Origin of the sequence: Gordonia sp. UBA7599, assembly GCA_002477755.1 — a bacterium.
Classification (GTDB): domain Bacteria; phylum Actinomycetota; class Actinomycetes; order Mycobacteriales; family Mycobacteriaceae; genus Gordonia.
In genome coordinates, this window is record DLKD01000147.1 from 38560 (window position 1) to 45403 (window position 6844).

The window sequence follows — 6844 nt, forward strand, 5'->3', positions numbered from 1 at the left end:
CATGGGGCGGGTCATCACGATCGACGATCTGCCGTCGACGCTTGACACCTACTCACGCGCGGTGGCCGGGATGCTTCCGGTGATCGGCAAGTCCGGCCCGGTGCGCCCGGACGCCACCGTGCCCGACACGGTGTACCGGTACACCACGCCGGGCACTGACCTGAACCGGCTGCAGGAGTACTGCCGCACCACAGGCCTTCAACTGGGCAACAACCTTCCGCTAACCTACCCGTTCGTGCTGCAGTTCCCGCTGGTCATGAAGCTGATGACGAGCTCGGACTTCCCGTTCAGCGCAGTCGGGTCGGTGCACGTGGAGAACCGGATCCGGCGCTTCCGCCAGATCCCGGTGACCGAGCACCTCACGATCAGCACCCAGGCCGGGAACCTGCGCGAGCACCGCAAGGGGCTCCTGATCGACATCACGTCGCGGTTCGAAGTGGGCGGTGAGCTGGTGTGCGAGCAGGTCGGCACGTTCCTCTCCCAGCAGAAGACGAGCCTCTCCGACGCCGAGCGCGGCCCCGCGCCCAAGGAAGCGGCGCCGCCTCCGCCGGACGCGGTGCTGTCGGTCAACCTGGGTCAGATCCGCAACTATGCGGCCGCCTCGGGTGATCGCAACCCGATTCACATGGGCAACCTGCCTGCCAAGGCATTCGGCTTCCCGCGCGCCATCGCGCACGGGATGTGGAGCGCGGCGGCAGCCGTCGCCAACGTCAGCAACCAGCTGACCGAAGCGGTGGACTACCAGGTGCGCTTCGGCCGCCCGATCCTGCTGCCGGCGACGGTGAACCTGTACACCAAGGCCGCTGGCGGCCCCGGCGACTACGACATCTCGATCCTGGATCGCAAGAAGGGCTTCCCGCACCTGACCGCGACCACGCGGGCCATCAAGTAGTCCGCGGTGAGCGTCAAGTAGTCCGCGGTAGGCGGCATGTAGTCCGCAGTAAGCAAAGAACAGTCGAAGCCCGCACCGAAAGGTGCGGGCTTCGTCGTTTCTCTATCCGCCGACCGAGCCCAATCCCGCGCCGACCGAGCCCAGATCCGCGCCGAGCGAGCCGTCTCAGGCCTCGGCGGACTGACCGTCGTGGATACCGACGCCCTTCAGGCCGCGCCAGGTGATCCCGACGAGGAGGTCCGTCGCCGTCTCCAGCGAGATGTCGCCCTCGCTGATGCGGTCGCCGACGGCCTCACCCGCACCCACCAGTGCGACGGCGGTGATCTCGAAGTCGACGTCCGTCGCCCCCTCGACGGTCGTGCCCTGCTTGATCAGCTGCGCGACCATCTCGATAACGCGGCTGCGGCTCTGGCTGACCAGGTCGGAGAAGCTGGCGGTGCCCACCGCGACGCGGTAAAGCACCCGCCACGACTCCGCGTTCTCATGGACGAACCGCAGGAACTCCCGCACGACCGTGCGCGCCTGCTCGCGCTGGCTCAGCGCCGGGTTGAAACCGGTCGACATGGCGTCGATGAACTTCGCCGACTCGCGAGCGATGCACGCGCTGAACAGTTCTTCCTTGGAGCCGTAATAGAGGTACAGCATCGGCTTGCTGATCTGCGCCTCGGCGGCGATCGCATCCATCGACGCCTCACGGAAGCCGTTGGCGGCGAACACCGTCACCGCGGCGTCGAGCATCTGCTGCTCGCGCACCGCGCGCGGTAACCGCTTCGTCCCACCGGCCAACGTCGTACTCCCGTCGAATGTCTTTGTCCTCGACTCTACCGCACTACTTACCGGTGAGTAAGTTCTGGGCTCGGTCGGCGCGGGATTGGGCTCGCTCGGCGCGGATTTGGGCTCGCTCGGCGAATCTTGACTAGCAGCGAGGCATCTTCTTCGCGCGCAGAATCCTCGTGACCGAAGCGTCGACGTGTTCCATCGACAACTTGCCGTTCGCGACCGCCTTCTCCAGCGCATCCAAGACCGCACTCACCTTGTCGGTGGTCAGCCATAGGGCGATGTCGGAGCCGGCGGCCAGCGCCATCGGAGCGGCCTGCTCAATCGGGTACTTCTCGGTGATCGCCGCCATCCCCGAAAGGTCGTCGGAGAAGATCACGCCGTGGAATGCCGGTCCGTTGTAGCCGCGGCCGGTGCGCAGCATCGAGATCGCCGCGGGGTTGACGCTGGCGGGCAGCTCATCACCGGTCAGCCCGGGCACGATGAGGTGCCCCACCATCGCGGCCACACCGGGCATGCGCGCCAGCGTGCGCCACGGCACCAGGTCGCTGGTCATCAGTTCGGACAGCGGCGGCGTCCGCACGGTTCCGGTGTGCGAATCGCCCGATCCGTGGCCGTGGCCCGGGAAGTGTTTGAGCACCGGCAGGATCCCCGCGTCGCGCAGTCCCGAGGCGAATGCCCGGCCGTACTTGGTGACGACCACTGGGTCGTTGGAGAAGGACCGGTCACCGATCACCGTGTCCGCATCCTGGTCGCTGACGTCGATGACCGGCGCAAAGTCGACGGTGACCCCCAGTGCCGCCAACTGCTTGCCGATCCCGAACGCCAAGTCGTGCACCTGCTTGGGCGTCTTCGTCGTCGCCAGTTCGCGCGGTGCCGGCGAGTCGATGCCGATCGCCTTCAGCCGCGAGACCCGACCGCCCTCCTGATCGACGGACACCATCACCGGAATCCGCCCCGCCGACAGCCCCTTCACCGCACCCGACGTCAAGATCGCCTTGTCGGTCCAACTGCCGACGAAGATCCCGCCGATCCGCTCCTTCGCGACGATCGCCTTGGCGTCGGCGGTGTCCTTCACGCCCACCATCAGCATCTGCGCCAGCTTGCGGCGCGTGCTCAGCTTGTCGACGACCGTGCTGATGCATCCCGGCCCGGCGGCGACGACTGCCGACGAGGACGCCGACGACGAGGACTGATACGCCGGCGCAGACGAGTACGCCGGTTCAGGCTCTCCCGACGTCGTACACCCTCCGACGACGAGGGTCGCCGACGCGAGTACCGCGCCGAAAATCATGGTGGTCCTGGTGTGCATGCCGTCGAGTCTGGCACGTCGGATGGTAGTTTCAACGCCATGCTCACCAACCGCCTGGCCGACAACCGCCTCGTCGCCGGCGCAATTGCCGCGGTCGTCGGCATCCTCGTCGGAATCGTCGGGATCTTCGCAGCCGCCTGGATCGCCACCAGTTCCAGCCCCGCCACCGACGCCAACAACTTCAACCCCACCGACGGTTTTGTCCCCGGCAGCGTCGATTACGGATCGCGCGGGAGCAGCGGGGACACCAACTGACTGCCGCTGGGCATCTGACCCGACGCGGCATCGCAGCGATCTTCGCCGCGTCTCTAGTCCTCGCATTCGCCCAGTCGCCGGGCCGGATCGCTGCGGACACCAAGCTCGATCTGACAGCCAACCCGTGGGGCTTCCTCTCCCGCGCTGCGCACCTGTGGACCCCGACCGCCCCCTTGGGTCAGGTTCAGAACCAGGCGTACGGCTACTTCTTTCCACACGGCTCCTTCTTCGCCCTCGGCCATCTCTTGCACATCCCGCCGTGGATCACCCAGCGCCTGTGGTGGGCCCTACTGCTCACCGTCGGCGTCGTCGGCATCGTGAAACTGGCCCAGGCGCTGGGGATCGGCTCACCTGGTTCACGCCTGCTGGCCGGCGCGATCTTCGCGTTGAGCCCGCGCGTGTTGACGACGATCGGCTCCATCTCATCGGAGACGCTCCCGATGATGCTGGCCCCGTGGGTCGTTCTCGGCGTCGTCACGGGTCTCTCCTCGACGACGACACCGCTGTGGCGACTCGGTCTGCGCGCCGCGGTTCCGATCGCCCTGATGGGCGCGGTGAACGCGGTGGCCACGATCGCGGCAACGGCCGTCGGCGTGCTGTGGTGGGCGCTGGCTTACCGTGACACCGATCGTCGACGGTGGGCCCGCTTCGGCGCGTGGTGGGCACTCGGCGCTGCGCTCGTCTGCGCGTGGTGGATCATCCCGCTTGTCTTGCTGTCGCGGGTGAGCCCGCCGTTCCTCGACTTCATCGAATCCTCGCGTGTGACGACGCAGTGGTCGTCGCTGACAGAGGTCCTTCGCGGCACCAGTTCGTGGACGCCGTTCGTCTCCCCGGAGCGTGTGGCCGGCGCAATCCTCGTGACCCAACCCGCCGCGGTGCTCGCGACCGGCGTCCTCGCGGCCGCGGGACTGGCCGGACTGACTATGGCGTCGCTGCCCTACCGGCGCACGCTCGTGGCCATCCTGGGCGTGGGTCTGCTGCTGATGTGCCTCGGGTACGCCGGTCAATGGGGTTCGCCGATCGCCGAGCCCGTACGCGTCTTCCTCGACGGTCCTGGCGCGCCGCTACGCAACCTGCACAAGTTCGACCCGTTCCTGCGCATCCCGCTGGTCTTGGGCATCGCGCACCTCGTCGCGCGGGTGCCGCTGCCCCCGGAGGTCCCCGTCCGCGAGGCTCTCGCCGGCTTCGCCCACCCGCAGCGCTCTCGGCCGGTCGCGGCGACCATCGTGCTGCTCGTCGCGCTACTCGGCGCGGGCACTCTCGCCTGGACCGGTGGCCTCGCCGGCGACGCCACCTACCGGTCCCTGCCCAGCCACTGGCGCGACGCCGCGCGGTGGCTCGATGAACGAACCGGCCCCGCTACCGACGGTCCGAGTCAACCGACCCGCACCCTCATCGTCCCCGGCTCCCCCTTTGCCCAACAGCTGTGGGGCACCACGCGCGACGAGCCGATGCAGGCCCTCGCACAGACTCCGTGGGCCGTGCGCGATGCCATCCCACTGGTCCCTCCGACGGCGATCCGCGCACTCGACGCGGTGCAACGCGACATCGCTGACGGCCGCGGCTCCCCCGAGCTCGCTCCGATGCTCGCCCAACTCGGCGTCGGCTACGTCGTACTGCGCGCCGACCTCGATCCGCGCGAATCCCGGTCGGCCCGACCGTTGTTGGCGCAGCAGGCGCTGCTCGCTTCCCCGGGGATCGCCAAGGTCGCCCAGTTCGGCGCCGACGTCGCGCCGGCGGTTGTGCGCGGCGTCGTCGTCGACGACGGTCTTCGCCCGCCGATGCCCGCAATCCAGATCTTCGCCGTCGACACCCAGGTCTTCCCCGGCACCGGCCCGGTGCTCGCTGACCTCGCCTCCATGCCCCGCGTCGTCGGAGGCCCCGAGGCACTGCCCCCCGGGCTGTTGTCGGTCCTGGACTCCGACGCTCGCGCCGCGGGCCTCTCGTCGGACGGGCCTCGCTGGATCACCGACGCTCCCGCCGACCGCGAAACCGACTTCGGCCGCGTCGACCACAACCGGTCGGCCATCCGCGCGCCGGGCGATCCCCGTCGCACCAAGAACGCCGTCGCCGACTACCCGGCCGGTCCACGCCGCGACGAGCACCCCGTCGTCGGGCAATGGCTCCTCGACGACCAGCCCGGTGCGGTGGAGGTCCGCGCCTCGTCGTCGGCGTCGGATGCCACGCAGCCGGGCCAGACCTCACCCGCGAATTCGACGGCCGCGGCCTTCGACGGCGACGGGTCGACGGCCTGGCTGAGCTCGGGTCTCGACCACGCCATTGGGCAGTGGTTGGAGCTGACGTTCCCCCAGCCGCGATCGAACCTGGCGGTCACCGTGACGACGGCAAAGGCCCTCGGCCCCGACGTCACCTCCATCCTGGTCACCACCGACCAGGGGACCGCCGTCGTGAACGGGGTGAAGCCCGGCGAGCCGGTGACGGTCACCCTCCCGCCCGGGGAGACGAAGCGCGTGCAGATCCGCGCCACGGCCACCAAGAACGCGACGGTGGGCAACCAGTTCGCCCTCGCCGACGTCACGCTCACCGACCTCGCCACGGGCAACCCCCTGTCGATCCGGCAGCGGGTCGTCCTGCCCGCCCAGCAGAAGAATTCAGCTGTCGCACAGTGGGTGCTGACACAGGAGCTCACCGGGCGGTCCGCGTGCGTGCGCGACACCTCCTCCGACGACGAACTGTTCAGGTGCGCTTCCGGTTTGGGGTTGACCCCGGAGACACCCGGGGTGTTCACCCGCGCACTGTCGGTGCCGTCGGCAACCTCGGTGTCGCCTACCGTCACCCTCGTCCCCATGCCCGGTGACGGTCTGCGGGCGCTGTTGCACGTACCCGGATCGGTTGTCGCGGACGGTCCGTCGGATGTGACCGATCCACGGGGTGCGGCGCAGGCCGCCGTCGACGGCGATCCGGCGACCGTGTGGACCGCACCGGCGGACGGTGCCCGCGACGACGATGAGGACCCCGCCGACGATGACGGGACGACGTCGGACCGCGAGAGCGGCGACGAGGCGACGTCCGACGGAAAGGCCGGCAACACCGGCGGATACGGTGACCCGGACAGCAAGAAACAGAACGGGGATGACGCCCAGAAGGATTCTGGGCAGAAGGATTCTGGCCACAAGGATCCCGCCAAGGAGGATCCCGCCCAGAAGGATTCGGGCCGAGAGGATTCCAGGGCCGGCGACTCCGGGGAGACAGACTCGGGTGAGGAGGAGCCTGGCAAACAGGAGTCCGGGCAGAAAGACTCTGGGAGAGAGAGCGATTCCGGGCCGACGCTGACCATCCGCCTCCCCGAGGTGCAACGCGTGGACAAGCTGCGCATCGTCGCGCCGGAGACGTATCCGGCGGCACCCACTGAGGTGTCGGTGAACCTGGGCGAGCGCTGGCTCACCCGCACGGTGACGCGGGACGGGACGGTCACCCTGACCGGTGCCCGCACCGACCGGATCCGGTTGCGGGTCAACAAATCCGCCGACGTCATCGACGTGAACTCGCTTGGATTCGCCACCAGGGCACCCGCCGGGATCGCGGAGATCAAGATCTCTCCGGCACCCGACGCACGGCCGTTCGACCCCGACCGGGTGGTCACCGTC

General features: G+C 68.8%; 5 protein-coding genes. 3 read left to right on the forward strand and 2 right to left on the reverse strand.

Translation table 11 applies throughout. The features are described from left to right. Window position 1 precedes the first annotated feature (1 nt). Window positions 2-892, forward strand: a complete 891-nt coding sequence (locus tag B4L26_RS17495) for a MaoC/PaaZ C-terminal domain-containing protein (protein WP_290720928.1) — start codon at window positions 2-4, stop codon at window positions 890-892. Window positions 893-1057: 165 nt separating this feature from the next. Here the strand turns inward: B4L26_RS17495 and B4L26_RS17500 are convergent, their stop codons facing one another. Both B4L26_RS17500 and B4L26_RS17505 read right to left on the reverse strand, forming a co-directional pair. Further along, window positions 1058-1678, reverse strand: a complete 621-nt coding sequence (locus B4L26_RS17500) for a TetR/AcrR family transcriptional regulator (RefSeq protein WP_290720930.1) — start codon at window positions 1676-1678, stop codon at window positions 1058-1060. A 130-nt stretch (window positions 1679-1808) separates the two neighbouring features. Then, window positions 1809-2981 carry a glycoside hydrolase family 3 N-terminal domain-containing protein gene (locus B4L26_RS17505; protein WP_290720932.1) on the reverse strand — a complete coding sequence of 391 codons (1173 nt, stop codon included), beginning with the start codon at window positions 2979-2981 and terminating at the stop codon, window positions 1809-1811. A gap of 54 nt (window positions 2982-3035) precedes the next feature. Between B4L26_RS17505 and B4L26_RS17510 the strand changes: the two genes are divergently transcribed. Together B4L26_RS17510 and B4L26_RS17515 are read left to right on the forward strand one after the other, a co-directional pair. Next, window positions 3036-3236 carry a DUF2613 domain-containing protein gene (locus B4L26_RS17510; RefSeq protein ID WP_290720935.1) on the forward strand — a complete coding sequence of 67 codons (201 nt, stop codon included), beginning with the start codon at window positions 3036-3038 and terminating at the stop codon, window positions 3234-3236. Between the two features lie 29 nt (window positions 3237-3265). Continuing rightward, window positions 3266-6844: alpha-(1->3)-arabinofuranosyltransferase (locus B4L26_RS17515; RefSeq protein WP_290720937.1), on the forward strand; the 3579-nt coding region annotated here is incomplete at its 3' end.

Excerpts from the sequence above, each read along its gene's own strand:
- B4L26_RS17505 (WP_290720932.1), bottom strand. The coding sequence starts at position 2,981 with ATGCACACCAGGACCACCATGATTTTCGGCGCGGTACTCGCGTCGGCG.
- B4L26_RS17495 (WP_290720928.1), top strand. The coding sequence starts at position 2 with ATGGGGCGGGTCATCACGATCGACGATCTGCCGTCGACGCTTGACACC.